The sequence below is a fragment of the Neorhizobium sp. PAMB6630 genome (assembly GCF_058242775.1).
The window spans coordinates 98923-114431 of sequence record NZ_JBZAYV010000002.1 but is presented as its reverse complement, the minus strand read 5'-3'; the positions used below and the strand labels follow the sequence as shown (position 1 = coordinate 114431).

The window sequence follows — 15509 nt, the reverse complement described above, 5'->3', positions numbered from 1 at the left end:
GACCGCTCTTCGCATCTGGGAGGCGACGCGCTATTTCTGCGTGTTGCATCAGGATGGGCGGCCAAACCCGACAATCGCCCGCATGCCTCACCTCTGGGCGGTGCATTTAGTCGCGGCGACCTGTCAGCGCCCGATCCGGTCGGTGCGTTTTGCGATCAAGGAAGTCGTGGCATTTCACCATTCGCGACCCGCCACACCCAGGGCGTGATCTCCGGTCTCGCCTCGATCATGGTCGAAAGCGCCTGCTCATATTCCGCTCCGGCGCTCGCCGGGACGATGAACATGGCGACGGGAGCCGGCTTCTGCTCCGGCAATGTCACTGACACGATCGGTGCACCACGCGGCAGATTGAAACGCAGCCCCTTGACGCTCTTTCGCTTGAGGACGCTCAGCTTTTCCAGGAGGCGTAGGTCGTGAATATCCTCGAATGGCAGCCAATGCTCGTTGACCACCATGAGCGCGACCTCCTCAACCGCTGCAATGCCGGCGGTAGAAACACCAAAGGTGGCGACGATAATCAGATGAAACGCCTCGCACGATCGCCACAGTTCGAGTTCCGTGTCGTAGCGTGTGGCGAGCCGCCGCCACGCGTCTTCGTCAATCATCAGGGGAAAGGGCATATGCCGAACGACGATCTTCTGCCCCTCACGCGCGGCGGAAAACTCCTTCACTTCAGCCACGATCATCATCAGCTTACGTGCACCCGAACCGCTCGCCTGGACGCTCTTGAGTGCTGCAGCGCGCCGTGCGGCGATCCCATCCTTGTCTTCGGCATGGAACACTTCCGGCACGAAGAGCATATCTCCCAAGGTAGCGCCCCTCACTGTCATCTGGGCGGCGGCATTCAGAAGGCTTGCTCGCACCCGGCCCCAGCCGCGTCTGCCTGACCAGGTCGACCGCCATTCCGTCAATTCTCCCGCCTCCCAGAGATAGTGCAGCATCGCCCGCAGCGACAATTTCCGGGGTCGGCTGTGGATGCCCTGTTCAGACGCTTCAGCCGTCGCGCTGGATGCGGCCCAAGGCCCACGTTTTGTGAGCGAAAAATCTAGTTTCAGCTCCGCCCTGCCATTGGCATCGACCTGGATCGCACTGCCGATCAAAGGGCCAAGGCCGGAAAGCTCGTAAGGCGGGTCATAGGAGGGGCAGACAGGATCGTGGTCGCGCCCAGAGAGTGGCATCCGCTTGACGAGGTACTGGTCTTCGACCTTGGCGATATACATCGGTACTGACGGTTCTTTGCACATGCACATCGGGCGTAGTCCCTGCTCGTAGGCCTTCGATAGGAAGGCCTGCAAATGAGGCATGGCTTCCTCGACTAGCTCACCATCGATTATGAATTTTCGCACCTCTGTTCTCCTCGTTCCGTCGGCGAAGCTACACGGGGATAATATGTTTTACTATATAAAAAAAGACAGTAAAATTAGCGATGCCAATGATGTCCACGCTGCTGAGGGGAGAGTTCGGAAAAAAGAAGGACGACAGCTGTGGCCTGGAGCAACGCCATTCGGCGCCGCTCGATATTGGCCGAGACGCGGTGCGCTTCGGCGCAGTTTCCCATGTCTTCCGGTTGTGAGATCGAAGGCTACCAGCATTCAGAAGCCTTCGCGAGGCAACCGGAGCGTTCCCGATCAGGAGCATAGAATGACAATACCCGACCATGCCAAGGCCAGTTTCAATAAAATGCCGCACGCTACCGATCGCTGCAACCTCGCGCTAGTAGAATACCCTGATACGCCGACACCAGCAAACCCCGCTGCGTGCTGTCTGCTAGCGGTTACGACGGGACGGATCTCTTGGCTCTGCTGCAGTTTTGGGCTCTACCAAACTGAGGTCGTCAGCCCCGCTGAGGTGTGGCAATCGCTGTTCGGCGGGTCCTCGTTCTTGGTACTCACCGGCAACATGACGCTTTGGAAAGCCCCGCACTTCATTCCAGCTTCGGTTGAAGGGCAGGCGGTGTTGTCGCATCTCATCGAACGGCATCGCGTCATTGATGTCGCTGGCCGGAGTTGACTGCTATGATGTCTGCTTCACAATTGGCAGATCGGCTGGCGCACGATGCCGAGGCGGTCTGCCGTCACTATCTCTCCGCTGGGCGCAGGGCAGGCAATTACTGGATCGTTGGCGATGTCGCCAATAGCAGGGGCAAGTCCCTCTACGTCCATCTCTCAGGCCCCCGCAAGGGCAGATGGACGGACGCGGCGACGGCTCAGCATGGCGATTTGCTCGATCTTGTTCGGGAAACCTGTGGCCTGGTCGATTTCCACGACGTTGCCGAAGAGGCGCGGCGTTTCCTTAACGAAGCCCCGGCGAGACCGGTATCGTCCCACAGAGCTGATACCCTCGAAAGCCAGCCAGCCGAACGACCGGCCGCGGAGCGTGCACGGCGCCTCTTTCGTATGACGCAGCCGCTCACGGGAACACTGGCCGACAGCTATCTGCGCCAGCGTGGCATCCTGCATGCGTCTTTGCATCCCGCGCTCCGCTTTCATTCGTCCTGCTACTACCGCGATCTCGTCAGCGGTAGGGCGACCAGTTATCCGGCGCTGATTGCAGCGGTGACCGATCAAGCCGGTGCGATCACCGGCGTGCATCGCACCTGGCTTGACCCGAATGGCGACGGTAAGGCAAAGATCGATGATCCCCGTCGCGCACTCGGCCGGCTCCTCGGCAACGGCGTGCGGCTCAGCTTTCCCCACCGCGGCCTTGGCCCCGTCGCTGTCATGGCTGCAGGCGAAGGGCTCGAAACCATGTTGTCACTCTCGCATGTGATGCCCGGCATGCCGATGGTCTCGGCGCTGACGGTCAACCATCTTGCCGCCTTCCGGCCGCCAACCAGATGCTTGCGCCTCTATGTTGCCGCTGACGCGGATGCCGCCGGCCGGCATGGCACAGAAGGACTCAGCCGCAGGGTGCAGGCGCTCGGCATCCTGCCGCTTGTGCTCTCCCCGGAGCTCGGTGACTTCAACGAGGATCTGCGGCGGCTGGGACCTGACAGGCTCATCGCAAATCTTCGGGGCCAACTCGTACCAGAAGACGCTCGGGCCTTTCTCATCCGGTGATGCGGCCGGGGAAGAGAACGTGGGCGAGGACGTGGCGTGGCTGGCAACGGTCCTGATCCTGCCGGTCTCCTTCCTGGTGAGGCGCGCCTGCGTGCCTGTCGAGATGCGACCCTTACCAGGCGGCTGTCTGGCCTTCAGCGGATCGGTCAGGTTTCTTCCCCGCGCCGGCTTTTTACTGCGCATCGGCCGCTCCGAAAACCGGTTCCCACTTTTCGGGCCGATGCGGCAGCCGGCGCTCCTCGCGGGCCAAGAAACCCTCCCTCAACCGCCCGGAGCTGCGCTGGGCCGCTTCGCTGCGCTCGCGGTTCCGGCCCGCCCGCCGCCTGGACAGGGATCGCCGTCAGGCCGCGAGAGGCGCGGCCCAAACCGACGGAGACCATCATGAATCTTACCCTTCCCATCGACGACTCCTACGAACCCGACCACGCGTCTTCCCCGACCGACCGCGTCATCTACGAGATGCAAGTCTTTGGCTACCGCCCCTTCCAGGACGAGCCGGACCCGCGCCCGCTGCCCGAGGAGCCGGTCGTCCAGTCGGCGCTAACCGCGATGTTCTCCGCGATGTTCGAAATGCTCGGCGACACGCGGCTGGAGCCCGATCTCGAAGATCTTCTCTGGTCGACGGTCAACCTCTTCCACCGCGCCGGTGAGCGTATCCAGCGCGAGCTTCAGCGCAACGAGGATGCGCAGCGCAGTGGCCAGCGTGAACAGGATGGCTCGGAGGTGAAAAGCGTCGAGCTTGAGCGCCATGTCGTCGAGGGCATCACGCTCCTCGAGCGCCGCAACGCCTTCGAGTCCATGCGCGATTATGCAGCCGATCTCTTCGAGGCGCAAACCGGCTCGCTATGGCGGCCGCGCACCGGCTCCAAGGTCAATCACGCGAACATGACCGCGGCGATGATCGATAGCAGAGATTTTCTCTCTGCCCGCCGGCATGCCGAAAACACGGTGCTGATCCCCGCCGGCACCAAGATCGCCTTCGGTGGCGGCATGGATTATAACGATCACGACCGGATCTGGGCCGCGCTCGACAAGGCCCACGCCAAGCACGCGGACATGATCCTGCTGCACGGCGGCTCGCCGAAAGGAGCCGAACGCATCGCCGCCTGCTGGGCCGAGGCCCGCAAAGTCACCCAGATCGCCTTCAAACCCGACTGGAACAAGCACGCCAAAGCGGCCCCATTCCGGCGTAACGACGACATGCTTTCGGTCATGCCGGCCGGCGTCATCGTCTTCCCCGGTTCCGGCATCACCGAAAACCTTCGCGACAAGGCCCGCCGATTCGGCATCAAGGTCTGGGAAATCAAAGGAGATGGCGCGTGAGCGCCGTTTTCTTGCAAATCTGGAAAATCTGGATAGTATGGAGATCAACAAAGGAGCACGGCCATGCGGCAATTTACGACAGGCGATCTCAACAAGCAGGTTGGCGACGTTACCGACGCGGCTGCGCGCGAACCAGTTGTTCTTACCAAGCACAGGAAGCCACGCTTCGTGCTGATGAGCTATGAGTATTATGAGCGGATGCGCACCGGCGGCGACCCCCGTACCGCCCATCGCGTTTCGGATATGCCGGTGGAACATAAAGAACTCTTCGAGGCGGAGATCGACCGGCTGGCGCGCGGCGAGGGGTATAACGATGAGCCGTGAGTTCCTGCCAGGGCAGGTGATAGTCTACCCCTATCTCTGGTCGTGGCAACACGAGCGCGGTGAAAGCGAAGGCCGGAAGAGCCGTCCGACCTGTGTCGTCGTGGCGGTCCGTGGCGCAAACGACGGCCTCACCCATCTTGCCCTGCTGGCGATCACGACCCAGCCACCCCAAGCCGATCGGATCGCCTTGGAAGTTTCCGATATTGAAAGTCGGCGTGCAGGCCTCAGTGACCACAAGCGCTGCTGGATCGTCGTCGACGAATATAATTACGATGTCGCGGAAAAGTCTTGGTACATGGAGCCGGGCGGAAAAGCACTCGGCCGCTTCAGCAAAGCCTTCATGATGAGGATAGCTACAGCCTTTGGCGAGGCGTCGCGCAAATCGGGTCGTCGCGTCAATCGGACTGAGTGAGGCCTCGCTGGTCAAGCGCCATCTCTCTTTCCATTCAGGCAACGCTTGCATTTTGGAGGAATTGTGTACACATTTCCCACTCAAAAGGAGCCTCGCCATGCCTCAGTCCCGGCCACAGACACCATCTCCCCGCCGTGTCGGCGTGCGGGAGTTTCGCGGTAACCTGACGTCCTTCCTCAAACAGGTTGAGGATGGCCAGCGGTTTGTTCTCACCTCCCACCATAAGGTCGTCGCGGAAATCGGGCCGCCATCACAGGACACTGTCGTTCGCAAGCCCGGCGCGCTGCGCGGGAAGATCAAAGTTGCCGAAGACTTCGACAGCTTGCCGGCAGACGTCCTGACCTCGATGGAAGACGAGGCGTGAGGCTACTCCTCGATACGCATGCCGTGTTGTGGTGGTTGAACGACGACGTGACGCTGGGGAACCATGCGCGTGGTCTTATCGGCGATCCCGAGAACGACGTACTCGTCAGCACTGTCTCCCTGTGGGAAATCACCGTGAAGCTGCGGATTGGCAAGCTCGATGCCGATATAGAAGAGATTCTTGCGATCTTGCCGGATCAGGGATTCGATCGGCTGGATATCACGGATGCACATCTTGTCGCTCTTGCTGCTCTTCCGCTTCATCACCGTGATCCCTTCGATCATCTCCTCATGGCGCAGGCCGTAGCGGAGGGAGCGCATTTCGTTTCGCAGGATCGGAATGTCGCGCACTATGGCATTCCGCTTGTGACTTGCTCGGACCCTCCCACCTTGTGATATTGGATGGGCTTGGTTCCGCGAGGTGGCCGGCGCCGATCGCTCGGATGGCGCGCTTGCCCATAGCGGTTGTGCTTGGCGGACACCAACGACTCAGACTGCCAGCCGCTGGTAGGCCAGTTGGCGAACTCGTATCCGATGCCCCCGCGCGAACAGCTTCGTCCGATATTGCCGACCGGTCGGCAGACGGTAATTGGACGCTGCTAGACTTTGCAGACTGGCGCAAGTGTGATGTTGGCAGGGGCGTGCCCATCCGCGTGCAGCAGGTTCGACCAGGCGAGAGCATGGCGGCAATGCGGATGGCCGCGAAGCGCCTACGAGGCGCGTGGCCAATTTCCCGCAGCGCTGGACCGGGCAGCCATGGGTTTACCACGCCCTTCAGTTGCCCTGAACCATTCCCGTTTTATGTCGCTCGTATAGACGACCGACTGCTTTTGCGGCCAACCCCTAAAGGGGTAAGACTCGGGTGAAAATTTTGCGAAATTCGTTTTCAGTTGTTTCTCCCGGCGGAAAATCGAATTTCGCAAAATTTTCGCCCGAGCTGACCGCAGCAGGTCGGCCGTCTCTTCGTGCGCCATCGGGAATGGTCCCGAACAACTGAAGGAGACAGAACCATGGCCACCACGATCGCAACTCTGACGCAGAAGACTGACGGCATCCTCGAAGGCATCTTCGCCACCATCCGGGTCAACGCCCCGATCGCCATCATCCCGAACGCCAACAAAGCGAGTGAGGAAGCCCCCGACTACCGCGTCATCCACCGTAAGACCGGCTTCGAGATCGGCGCAGGCTGGAACCGCGTCGCCCGCCAGACCGGCGAGGAGTACCTCTCCGTCAAGCTGGAAGCCCCCGAGATCGGCGTCATCTTCGGCAACCTCGCCCAGGCACCCGGCGGCGATCCCAGCAAGAAGGTCATCCTCTGGAACAATCCGAACTGAACGGTGAATAACGGCCCCGAGCAATCGGGGCCGGCTCACGCATATTAGGTCAGCCGACTGCGAGGATTACAGACGTGATCACGGGCATCGAGCCCGAGACCACGTCTCTTTGGGTGCCATACGAGACCAAACCCTGTCTGCTCAGACCGCCAAGTCTGCCGTGAGGATCGCGCCGCCTCAAGGACATCGCGGCCCCTCCAATTTTCAGCCAACGCCCTGAAGGGCGCCGTCAGAAAATCGGTTCCTCCGCTCGCCGCCTCCGGCGGTCGCCTGCGGCGATCCTTGACCCGGCCCGATCCTCACGGCCCTCGGCGTCATCTTTCACATTATCAAGGAGATGGCGACGATGACCTACGACCTCGAAATCCACGTTGAAGAACTGCGCCTCGAAGCCCGCCACTGCGACCCGGCTGAGCGGGCTCAAATCGACGCGGAGCTGCAACAGGCGCGCGCCCAGCTAGCGGCAGCGATCGCAGCTCAAGACGCCGAGTGCGCCGGCGAGGCTCCCCGCTAAGGGGGGCTTTTACCTTGCCGTCCTGGTCACAGCGCCGGATCGACCGGCGCGGTGGACCCCAGCTGCGCTTTCCCAGCCACATCCTTGCGTGCTATCAACCCATGGTGTTGGGGTTCTTTACTGGCGTTCGGTATCGGTGCGCGCCTTGCCCGAGCAGACCGATGAGCATCGCTCTTGCTTGCAGTCGTGATGAGGCTCCTTCGTCTGTGTCCGTGGGAGCGGATACATTCCAAGGACCGCGTCAGGCAGGGAAGGTGTGCCCAAGCGCGTCGGCTCAATCGATGGGGCATACAAGCTGCCATGTTTTTCGTCGCATCCGTGCGTTCGAAACATATTCGATAGGGTTGAGCCAGCATTGGTAGAAGAGCCGTCCGTTCTCCAATCGCGGTCCGGCGACAGTTTCGAATGGAGCCGGCCTATGGCCACCATGCTCAGCCTGCGCCTTCAGTCGCTCCCCAAGCCGGCGTTGCCGTCTCGGCCTTCGGTGCTCACTCTCGAAGGCGAAGCAGCTCGACTGACCGATCAAGGGCGATGAAATAGCCAATCGAAGCCGAATACGGCGTACAGGAAAACGCTTGGATCGTTATGACCTCGACCTGGCAAACCTGTTGGGCTTCGACTGTGTGTCCATTTCCTTTCTCCTGAAATAGATCGCCCGTCCGCAGCGGATGGGACTGTGCCCCTGGACGATGATGATCTGCTCATCCTTGCGCATCGATTGCGTTATCTCATGCGGCATGATCAACGGGCGGCGCTGGAAATTGAGGCTTTCGGATTTTCGCGATGCGTTGTTCTTGCTGTCCCAGCCGAGATTACGTGAGCTGCCCTTTACTTCGACGGTCATCTCCCCGCATTGCGCCGAAACGTTCCGGGCCGTCTCCAACGCTTTGATGGCGGCGTAGCTCGCGAATGCGCATCCGTCGATCCATGAGGTCGCACCGTCCTTCCCGAAATGCCGCTCCAACTGCCCGACCGACTGATATAGCAGCATCATGCTGATGCCGTATTTTCGACCGCGATCGCGAGCTTCCTCCAAGATCTGCATGTAGCCGAGCAGGTCGACCTCATCGAGCATGAACAGTGCCCGGCGCTTGAAACCACCGTCAGACTGAAACATGGCATTGATGAGCGCGCCGATGATGACCCGGCCGATGCCAGGATAAGACCGCAGGATCGATGCGGGGATGTTCAGGAAGACGTCCTTATTGCCGGTGACGATGTCGCTTGATTTGAAGGTATTGCCGCAAACCATTGCAGCATAGCTGTTGAGCGACAGCCACTGCGTGTCCTTCGATGCCGTGGAATAGACACCGCTGAAGGTCTGTTCGGTCATGTTGGTGAAGACGCCTAAGGTTTCGCGGATAAAGTCCGATTGTGAATTCTCCTGAATGTCGCGCAGCATCGCGAGCACCGATGGTTCCGGCTCTGATACGATCTGACGCAGGCTGCGAAGGTTGCGCCGTCCCGCATATTCCGGCGACAGCATGACATGGGCAAGCAACCCCGTCAGCAGGTTGTGCGCCTGGCTCTGGAAGTAGGAGCCAGTCGAGCTTGCAAAGCGCGCGCTTTCCGACAGCAGCATATGGGCAACGCCGACGATATCCTCTTCTTTGCGCTCAGATGTCTCTATGCCGTCGAGCACGTTGAAACCCACGATAGGGTTTGATGGATCAAGCAACATGATCTCTCGCTTGAGAACGCGGTTCCGATGCCCGATGACCATCGGCGCGACCTCCGTAGACGGATCAAGGCAGATCAGCGGTCCGGAATATCGAAGCGCTGTCGGGATGACGTTGCTGGTCGTCTTGTATCCACCCGACCCCGCAAAAAACAGTATATGGGTAGAATCGAAGTCCTGCTTGTAGGTCAACAAAGGCGCCTTGCCACCTTGCCCCCACGTCGAGGGATCGTTGGGATCGAAGGGCTGCGCGTGGACGACTTCCTTATCGACGCGGTAGCGCTCGCCCACGACGATCTCGCCATCCGGCGGGAAGAGCTTTCCCGCTGCTGACATCGAAAGCCAGTCCGCATCGCCGAACATTCCGCGCCGCGCGCGTTTGACCCGTTCGGGAACGACAGTAGAGATCCGTGCCGAGCCCGCCACAGCCATGAAGCCGCATAACGCGCCGATCACGACAACCATGTCGAGATAGGAAAGCGCATAGCCCCATGTGATGTCGCCGCGTTCGACGAATTGAGCAAGACGGCCATATTCCCGCAAGGCATAAAAGCCGAAGACGCTTAAAAAACAAAACAGGTTCACTATCGCGACCGGCCGTCGCCGATGCATGGGCAAGGCCCAAACCGTCAAGAGCCCCGCGAGCGGCCCGAGCAAAAGTGCGGGTAACGGCGTTACGCGCAGGAACCAGTACTCGGTCTTGCCCGACATACCCGTGGCCAGTTCCGTCCAGCGCCAGCCTACTATATGGACGGTGATCGCGGTGACGGCGATCGGCACGATGACGAGCGCCAGGCTCGGATGCATTTTCCCCTTCAATGCCATTCCACCATCTCCTCGACGGGTGCGACCTCACAATTCGGGGAAGGTGCCATGAAGGCTTTCTCACCAATATCGCGCAGCCGCCGGTGCTCCGGCGAGTCTGTCGCCACTTCCGCCAATTCAAGCAGACCGCCTAGAAGAAACGCCCGGTCGGCCTTAGATAGGCCCGCTTTGACGACGATGGCGCCGAGCAGAAACTTCTCGCGGGTCTCCTGTTTACGATCAGCTGTCATTTGAAACCGCCTCCGGCGGTCCAGTGCCACTGATTGATGGTCGATGCGTTTGAGCAGCAGTGCCACCAGAGCTTTTCTCTGCCCCTTTGCGAAATCGTGCAGCGAGCTCTTCAAAAATGCGCTCCACCTCCTCGTCTGTGATCTGCATTTCTGCCAGCCCCGATTTTGTCGCGGCTCTAGCAAAACGCTCGGCGGATCTGACTACCAGCGATCGTCTTCGTTCGCGAAGCTTCTCGATTTGGGCATCGAGGTCGGAAAGCGATGATTTGAGGACCATTTGCGTATCTTCCTTCAGAAAAACAATTTCTGTCTATGGATTATACTATCTAGAAAAAAATAGTTAAATAGGCCATTTTGCATCTGCGTAAAAAGATTGCATCTGAAATTCCACCGCTGGACCTGTTCAGGAAAAGCGGTATCGGCACCTTCGGTGCGATCGGTTTGAGGGCGCAATATACGTCGCTGGTGCGACGTGCTCGGATGGTCTGGAGACGACAGTGGCGATCATGTTCGTCAGAGCGCAGGTGATCAGCAGGGGAGCGGGACGCAGCATCGTCTCCGCCGCTGCCTATCGTCATCGGGCGCGGATGATGGACGAACAGGCTGGTACCTCCTTCAGCTATCGTGGCGGCGAGGCTGAACTGAAGCATGAGGAGCTGGCGCTGCCGGACCAGATCCCGGCCTGGCTGCGCACGGCCATTGAGGGGAAGAATGTCGCGGCGGCGAGCGAGGCGGTTTGGAATGCAGTAGACGCTTTTGAGACGCGTGCGGATGCGCAGCTTGCCCGCGAGCTTATCATCGCGCTTCCGGAAGAGCTTACGCGGTCAGAGAACATCGCGCTGATGCGCGAGTTCGTCCGGGACAATCTGACTTCGAAAGGCATGATCGCCGACTGGGTTTATCACGACAAGGCTGGCAATCCGCACATCCACCTGATGACCGCGCTTCGCCCGCTGACTGAAGATGGTTTCGGCCCGAAGAAAGTGCCCGTGCTTGGCACCGACGGCGAGCCCCTGCGGGTCGTCACGCCGGACCGGCCGAAGGGCAAGATCGTTTACACGCTTTGGGCCGGCGACAAGGAGACGATGAAGAGCTGGAAGATCGCCTGGGCTGAAACCGCCAATCAGCATCTGGCGCTTGCCGGTCATGATATCCGTCTCGACGGGCGCTCCTATGCCGAACAAGGGCTCGATGGGATCGCCCAGAAACATCTCGGGCCGGAAAAGGCGGCGCTCGCGCGCAAGGGCGTCGAGATGTATTTCGCGCCGGCCGATCTCGCGCGTCGCCACGAGATGGCCGACCGGTTGCTGGCCGATCCGGATCTACTTCTGAAGCAGCTCGGCAATGAGCGCTCCACTTTCGACGAACGTGACATCGCCAAGGCGCTGCACCGCTATGTCGACGATCCCACAGATTTCGCAAACATTCGTGCGCTGCTGATGGCGTCTGACGATCTCGTGCTATTGAAGCCGCAGCAGACAGACCGTCAGACGGGCAAGGTGACCGAACCGGCAGTCTTCACCATCCGCGATATGCTGCGCATCGAATACGACATGGCGCAGTCGGCGGAAGTCCTGTCCCGGCGCAAGGGCTTCGGCATCCCCGAGGCGAAGATTGCTGCGGCTATCCGAACCATAGAAAGCGCCAATCCGGAAAATCCCCTCAGGCTTGATCCGGAACAAATAGAGGCCGTTCATCACATCGCCCGCGACAATGCTATCGCGGCTGTGGTCGGGCTTGCTGGTGCGGGCAAGTCGACACTGCTCGCCGCGGCACGTGTCGCCTGGGAAAGCGACAGTCACCGCGTCTTCGGTGCGGCGCTTGCCGGCAAGGCGGCCGAGGGGCTTGAGGATAGTTCCGGCATCAAATCGCGCACGCTCGCGTCGTGGGACCTAGCCTGGGAGAACGGGCGCGATCTGCTCGACCGGCGGGACATCTTCGTCGTCGATGAAGCCGGCATGGTCTCGTCGCCGCAGATGGCGCGCGTGCTCAAGCGCGTCGAGGAGGCAGGCGCCAAGGTGGTTTTGGTCGGCGATGCAATGCAGCTTCAGCCGATCCAGGCAGGCGCCGCCTTCCGGGCGATTTCCGAACGAATCGGTTCCGCCGAACTTGCGGGCGTGCGCCGCCAGCGGGAAGAATGGGCGCGAGAGGCCTCCCGTCTCTTTGCTCGCGGCAAGGTCGAGGAGGGGTTGGATGCGTACGCGCAGCATGGACATATCGTCGAGACCGAAAACCGGGCTGAGGTTGTGGACCGCATCGTTGCGGACTGGACGAGCGCCCGCCGTGACTTGATCCAGAGACAAGCAGATACCGAACAGCCGGTCCGCTTGCGCGGCGACGAACTGCTCGTTCTCGCCCATACCAATGACGACGTGAAGCGGCTCAATGAGGCGCTGCGCAACGTCATGAAAGATGAAGGCGCTTTGACCGTCTCTCGTGAATTCCAGACGGAACGAGGCGTGCGGGAGTTCGCCGCTGGGGATCGGATTATCTTCCTCGAAAACGCCCGGTTCCTCGAGCCGCGTGCGCGGAAGATTGGACCGCAATATGTGAAGAACGGCATGCTCGGCACGGTCGTCTCCACCGGCGACATGCGTGGCGGCCCGCTTTTGTCCGTCCGTCTCGATAATGGCCGGGATGTCGTCATCAGCGAAGACAGCTATCGCAATATCGATCACGGCTATGCCGCGACCATCCACAAGTCCCAAGGCGCGACCGTCGACAGGACCTTCGTGCTCGCGACCGGGATGATGGACCAGCACCTGACCTATGTATCGATGACCCGCCATCGCGATCGGGCCGATCTCTATGCCGCTCGCGAGGACTTTGAACCGAAGCCCGAATGGGGGACCAGGTCCCGGGTTGATCACGCCGCCGGCGTCACGGGCGAGCTGGTCGAAACCGGCAATGCGAAGTTCCGGCCGCAGGACGAGGATGTCGACGAAAGCCCCTATGCCGATTTGAAGACCGACGACGGAACCGTGCATCGGCTTTGGGGCGTGAGCCTGCCGAAGGCGCTGAAGGAGGGTGGCGTCTCGGAAGGCGACACGGTGACGCTGCTCAAGGACGGCGTCGAACGGGTGACGGTGACGGTCCCCGTCATCGACGAGGACACGGGAGCAAAAAGTTTCCAGGAGCGGACGGTCGACCGGAACGTCTGGACCGCTAAACAAATCGAAACCGCAGAAGCTCGCCAGCAGCGCATCGAGCAGGCGAGCCATCGGCCCGAATTGTTCAAACAGCTCGTCGAGCGACTTGGCCGTTCCGGCGCCAAAACGACGACACTCGATTTCGAGAGCGAGGCCGACTACCAGGCGCACGCCCGCGATTTTGCCCAGCGTCGCGGTATCGATACGCTCGCCGGGGTCGCAGCCGGGATGGAGGAAGGCGCGGCGCGGCAGCTGGCGTGGCTGGCGCAGAAGCGCGAGCAAGTGGCGAAGTTGTGGGAGCGGGCCAGCGTAGCGCTCGGTTTCGCGATCGATCGCGAAAAGCGCGTCTCTTATAACGAAGAACGCGCTGAAACCCTCGTGGCGCAAATTCCGACAGATCGACAATATCTAATTCCGCCAACGACATTGTTTTCCCGTGGTGTCGACGAGGATGCCCGGCGCGCGCAGCTTCGCTCAGATCGGTGGAAGGAACGCGACGCCATCCTTCGGCCGGTCTTGCAGAAGATCTATCGCGATCCCGAACGCGCGCTTGCCAGATTGAACGTGCTTGCCTCCGACGAGCGGATCGAGCCCCGCAAGCTTGCCGACGATCTTGTCGCCACGCCGCAGCGTCTCGGTCGCCTGCTTGGATCGGATCTTTTGGTCGATGGCCGTGCGGCCCGCTCCGAGCGAGACGCCGCAGTATCGGCATTGCCCGAATTGCTGCCGCTGGCGCGTGCCCATGCCACAGAGTTCCGCCGCCAGGTCGAACGCTTCCGCATTCGGGAGGAACAACGCCGCGCCCACATGTCCCTTTCGGTTCCTGCCTTGTCCAAGCAGGCAATGGCCCGGCTTGTCGAAATCGAAGCTATACGCGAGCGTGGCGGCAAGGACGCATATAGAACGGCCTTCGCCTACGCGTCGGAGGACCGCCTTCTGGTTCAGGAGGTTAAGGCGGTCAACGACGTTCTCACCGCTCGCTTCGGCTGGGCCGCCTTCACCGACAAGGCTGACGCAATTGCCGAGCGCAGCATGATCGAGCGCATGCCGGACGACCTTGCCCCGGATCGTCGTGAAAAGCTCACGCGTCTCTTCGCCGCCGTGCGCCGCTTTGCCGAAGAACAGCATCTTGCCGAGAGGAAAGATCGCTCCAAGATCGTTGCCGGCGCCAGCGTCGAGCCGGGGAAAGAGACGGTGCCCGTGTTGCCGATGCTTGCCGCTGTAACCCAATTCAAAACACCGATCGACCATGAGGCCCGGGAGAGGGCGCGCGCTATTCCTCACTACGGTCAGAATCGCGCCGCTCTCGTCGACGCGGCGGCGCGGATTTGGCGCGACCCCGCCGGTGCTGTCTGCAAGATCGAGGAACTTGTGGTGAAGGGTTTTGCCGCCGAGCGCATCGCTTCGGCAGTCAGCAACGATCCCGCAGCCTATGGCCCGCTGCGCGGTTCCGATCGAATGATGGATGTAATGCTCGCCGCCGGTCGAGAACGGAAGGTGGCGCTCCAGGCCGTCCCGGAAGCGGTAACTCTCGTACGTGCGCTCGCAGCGTCCTACGTCGGCGCTCTCGACACGGCGACCCAAGCAATCATCGAAGAGCGCCGGCGCATGGGAATTGCTATTCCCGCGCTGTCTGATGCGGCCGAAGATGCACTCCGGCAATTGACGGTCGACTTCAAAAAGAGACAAGGGAAAGAGAGGGCTACAACGGTTGACGTCTCCGCGAGATCGATCGCCCCGTCCATCCAACAGGAGTTCGCAGCCGTCAGCCGGGCGCTCGACGATCGTTTCGGTAGAAACGCCATCCTGCGCGGCGAAAAAGACGTCGTTAACCGCCTGTCACCGGCACAGCGCCGCGCGTTCGACGCGCTGCAGGAAGACTTGCAGGTTCTGCAGCAAGCAGTCCGGGCTCAAGGCAGCCAGGAGATCATTTCGGAGCGCCAGCTGCGTGCCATTGATCACGCACGCGGTCTCATCCATTAGCTGCATTCAATGGTCTTTAAAAGCACGCTAAGGACCCCACACAATGTCGCTCGCGTCAGGCCCGTAGGCTGGGCCTATTCGTCGATTTGCGTGCCGTGGCACTCTGACAGAACCCTGTCCGGGGTGAGTGAACGGACTTGATATGCTACACAATTGCGAAGCCGGGAAATAGGGGTGCTGTCTTTCTATTGTTCCCGGCTGTCTCTGGCGAACTTCGATATGTCCACAGTTTGTTCTGAAGGGCACGTTCCCCGCCGAAAGCAACTAAAACGCGTCTCGCAAAACCAGCGTGCTCAGAGGCTTTCCTACCGCCGG

14 protein-coding genes are annotated in these 15509 nt (G+C 60.7%); 10 read left to right on the top strand and 4 right to left on the bottom strand.

Features of this window, described 5'->3' with window-relative positions; genetic code table 11:
* Nucleotides 1–155: 155 nt before the first annotated feature.
* A complete protein-coding gene (locus AC4CWF_RS19210) occupies nucleotides 156–1304 on the bottom strand; it encodes a DUF1173 domain-containing protein (protein WP_491287695.1) in 1149 nt (382 codons plus the stop codon).
* A 337-nt stretch (nucleotides 1305–1641) separates the two neighbouring features.
* On the opposite strand from AC4CWF_RS19210, the gene AC4CWF_RS19205 reads away from it, so the two are divergent.
* From AC4CWF_RS19205 to AC4CWF_RS19165, 9 genes are all read left to right on the top strand, one after another.
* Nucleotides 1642–2010: a hypothetical protein gene (locus AC4CWF_RS19205; protein ID WP_491286802.1), complete on the top strand. Its 369-nt coding sequence runs from the start codon at nucleotides 1642–1644 to the stop codon at nucleotides 2008–2010.
* Nucleotides 2011–2015: 5 nt separating this feature from the next.
* Nucleotides 2016–3059 carry a DUF7146 domain-containing protein gene (locus AC4CWF_RS19200; protein ID WP_491286801.1) on the top strand — a complete coding sequence of 348 codons (1044 nt, stop codon included), beginning with the start codon at nucleotides 2016–2018 and terminating at the stop codon, nucleotides 3057–3059.
* 381 nt (nucleotides 3060–3440) lie between these two features.
* The gene (locus AC4CWF_RS19195; protein WP_491286800.1) at nucleotides 3441–4382 is read left to right on the top strand and encodes a DUF2493 domain-containing protein; all 942 of its coding nucleotides are present in this window, start codon (nucleotides 3441–3443) and stop codon (nucleotides 4380–4382) included.
* A 63-nt stretch (nucleotides 4383–4445) separates the two neighbouring features.
* Nucleotides 4446–4706: a type II toxin-antitoxin system Phd/YefM family antitoxin gene (locus AC4CWF_RS19190; protein WP_491286798.1), complete on the top strand. Its 261-nt coding sequence runs from the start codon at nucleotides 4446–4448 to the stop codon at nucleotides 4704–4706.
* Nucleotides 4696–5118, top strand: coding sequence for a hypothetical protein (locus AC4CWF_RS19185; RefSeq protein ID WP_491286797.1), 423 nt, complete (start codon nucleotides 4696–4698; stop codon nucleotides 5116–5118). Before AC4CWF_RS19190 ends, AC4CWF_RS19185 begins: the two co-directional genes overlap by 11 nt.
* Before the next feature lie 97 nt (nucleotides 5119–5215).
* On the top strand, nucleotides 5216–5482 hold the full coding sequence (locus AC4CWF_RS19180; protein WP_491286795.1) for a type II toxin-antitoxin system Phd/YefM family antitoxin: 267 nt from the start codon (nucleotides 5216–5218) through the stop codon (nucleotides 5480–5482).
* Nucleotides 5479–5877 (top strand): type II toxin-antitoxin system VapC family toxin, encoded by a 399-nt coding sequence (locus tag AC4CWF_RS19175; protein ID WP_491286794.1) that lies wholly within the window; start codon nucleotides 5479–5481, stop codon nucleotides 5875–5877. The genes AC4CWF_RS19180 and AC4CWF_RS19175 overlap by 4 nt, the downstream gene beginning before the upstream one ends.
* A 614-nt stretch (nucleotides 5878–6491) precedes the next feature.
* Nucleotides 6492–6815 (top strand): DUF736 domain-containing protein, encoded by a 324-nt coding sequence (locus tag AC4CWF_RS19170; RefSeq protein ID WP_491286793.1) that lies wholly within the window; start codon nucleotides 6492–6494, stop codon nucleotides 6813–6815.
* Nucleotides 6816–7161: 346 nt separating this feature from the next.
* Nucleotides 7162–7329, top strand: a complete 168-nt coding sequence (locus AC4CWF_RS19165) for a hypothetical protein (protein WP_491286792.1) — start codon at nucleotides 7162–7164, stop codon at nucleotides 7327–7329.
* A 583-nt stretch (nucleotides 7330–7912) separates the two neighbouring features.
* On the opposite strand, the gene traG is transcribed toward AC4CWF_RS19165, so the two are convergent.
* Genes traG through AC4CWF_RS19150 form a run of 3 tightly spaced genes read right to left on the bottom strand, consistent with a single transcriptional unit; the run spans nucleotide 7913 to nucleotide 10339 of the window.
* A complete protein-coding gene (traG, locus tag AC4CWF_RS19160) occupies nucleotides 7913–9832 on the bottom strand; it encodes a Ti-type conjugative transfer system protein TraG (RefSeq protein WP_491286790.1) in 1920 nt (639 codons plus the stop codon).
* On the bottom strand, nucleotides 9823–10062 hold the full coding sequence (locus AC4CWF_RS19155; protein ID WP_491286788.1) for a conjugal transfer protein TraD: 240 nt from the start codon (nucleotides 10060–10062) through the stop codon (nucleotides 9823–9825). Before AC4CWF_RS19155 ends, traG begins: the two co-directional genes overlap by 10 nt.
* Complete coding sequence (locus AC4CWF_RS19150; protein WP_491286786.1) at nucleotides 10052–10339, bottom strand: TraC family protein; 288 nt, start codon at nucleotides 10337–10339, stop codon at nucleotides 10052–10054. Before AC4CWF_RS19150 ends, AC4CWF_RS19155 begins: the two co-directional genes overlap by 11 nt.
* A gap of 220 nt (nucleotides 10340–10559) precedes the next feature.
* Between AC4CWF_RS19150 and traA the strand changes: the two genes are divergently transcribed.
* Nucleotides 10560–15194: a Ti-type conjugative transfer relaxase TraA gene (gene traA / locus AC4CWF_RS19145; RefSeq protein ID WP_491286784.1), complete on the top strand. Its 4635-nt coding sequence runs from the start codon at nucleotides 10560–10562 to the stop codon at nucleotides 15192–15194.
* Nucleotides 15195–15509: the final 315 nt, after the last annotated feature.